2 protein-coding genes are annotated in these 2,120 nt (G+C 49.5%); both read right to left on the bottom strand.

Annotation, left to right across the window (positions count from 1 at the left end; translation table 11 throughout):
• Positions 1-34: 34 nt before the first annotated feature.
• The gene (locus FW758_RS24305; protein WP_446446800.1) at positions 35-1,120 is read right to left on the bottom strand and encodes an IS91 family transposase; all 1,086 of its coding nucleotides are present in this window, start codon (positions 1,118-1,120) and stop codon (positions 35-37) included.
• A complete protein-coding gene (locus FW758_RS24300) occupies positions 1,117-2,007 on the bottom strand; it encodes a tyrosine-type recombinase/integrase (protein ID WP_012197125.1) in 891 nt (296 codons plus the stop codon). The genes FW758_RS24305 and FW758_RS24300 overlap by 4 nt, the downstream gene beginning before the upstream one ends.
• Positions 2,008-2,120: the final 113 nt, after the last annotated feature.

The raw sequence follows: 2,120 nt of genomic DNA, 5'->3' as shown, positions 1-2,120 counted from the left end.
GTTTGGTTAACCCGTTATCCTTATACTTCTCGCCTTAAGCGGTGATATTAGCGCCTGTCGGTCGATGACGCATATGAACACCCATAAAATGCATAGCTTGATGGCAGCAAGGGCAATAGCGCACGGCTAAGGTACGTTTGACCTCAGGTAACATGGGGAACACTGCACCTGCGACAGCCAACATCAGTTGGATTTGTTGCCGTAGCTTTTTGGCATTGCCTCGCAGTAAGCCATAGTCTCGTACTCGCCGTAATCCTTTGGGTAACACATGTTGTAATATCAACCACAGAAATTCGACCGCGGGCAAGCTGCGTACTTGTTGGCAGCGAGTCTGACTGTCTTGATAGGTAAAGCTCACCTGATTATCGACATGACGACAAATACTGCTGTCGGGTAAAACGCCCCGATAAAGGTAGCGCGACAGATATTGCAGTGCAGGTTCGCCTTTACCCACGAACTGACAATCGACCACCCATTTCGACTGGGATTGATGTGGCAGTTTAAGCTGAAGCGTGTCACTCAGATAAGCCAGTAAACGTGCTCGCCACACCTTGGCAAGATTAAAGGCGTTAAATAAGTAATGGGTTTGACACTTGCGCCATTGCCGCTTGCCTGAGTGGTAGCTCCCTGCTGGGATAATGAAGTGCAGATGTGGATGGTAGTCTCTGCGCCGACTGTGAGTATGCAGTACGCCGGTGAAGCCGATGTCACCACTGAGCTTAGGGGAGCGTGCGGCAAAATCTTTGAGTACACTCGCTGCCACGGTAAACATGGCGTGATAGAACGGCTCGGGTTGCGACTTCGCTATGGCTCTTAATTCAAACGGCAAGGTAAAGGTCACCATAAAATAATTCACCGGTAATAACTTAGCTTGTTGTTTACTCAGCCAGTCACATGTTGTGCCATGTTGGCACTGTGGGCAACTGCGATGACCGCAAGAGAGCGGAAACTCAAGCTGTTGCTCGCAGGTTTGACAATCCCAGCAACTCACCCTCGCCGTGTTGCAACGACAGCTGAGCATGGCATGGATAGCAGCATGTATTTCTGGGGTGATTTGATGGGCATAACGCCGCCGAAAATCCGCCAGATGTTGGCGTAAAATATCGATAAACTGGCTCATAACCCACACTCCCACCTCAAAGCTAAGCCGTTGGTCAGTTGGTTAATCGCCTCACAAGTGTTTTTACGGGTGATATCAGTGAGCCGCGTGTAACGGGCGGTGGTATTCAGGCTGTGATGGCCAAGCAGTGTTTGCACTGAGCGCAAATCGAGTCCTTGCTCCAGTAAATGGGTGGCATAACTGTGGCGTAGACTGTGCGGGCTGATGGCTTTATGAATGTTGCACTCTAAAATGACTTGCTTCATGGCTTTTTGGAGCCCGCCTCTGTCCATGAGTGAATCAGGTTGATTATCTTTACCCGGAAATAGCCAGTGAGGATGACGGTGGGTGCGCCAATAATAGCGTAAGGCTAACAAGGTGCGTTGAGGTAAAGGCACCAGTCTATCCTTGCCACCTTTAGCATCACGGATATGCACCTGCATGAGTCCTGCATCAATATCCCCGACCTGTAATGAAATCGCTTCACCAAGGCGCAATCCCATGCTGTACAGGGTTAAGAAACAGACCTGATAACGCAGCTGGCGCGTGAGGCTGATAACTATCGCGACCTCGCAGGGCGTGAGGATATCGGGCAGGTGTTTCACCTGTGGAGGCTTAACAATATTAAGCCACTGCCAAGATTTATTGAGGACGTGAAAGTAGAAAAACTGCAAGCCGTTGCGGTCGAGTTTGACGGTGCTCCATGAATGTGAGGCAATTAAGTCGGCAAAATAGCGCTTTAAATCATCGGTGGTCAGGGTATCGGGGCAGCAGTCAAAATATGCCGCAATACGGCGTATAGCTCGGCTATAGGCATCAATGGTTGCAGGCCGCTTGCCTTGCAAGGTTAAGTTGGTAAGATGTTGTTCATAAAGTAAATCAAAGCGTTGTTGTTCGTGAATGTCCATGATGATACTCCTAGGTTTGCGACCGAAGCAGGTCGCGTCTAGCAAGTATTTAGGATGAGGGGCAAAAGGATGGTTTTATCTTGTTCCTGCCGCAAAGCGGCTTCGTTCAACAA

This window comes from Shewanella sp. 1180_01 (assembly GCF_052850535.1).
Note: the sequence above shows the minus strand (reverse complement) of the source record. Positions and strands in the feature narration are given on the sequence as shown.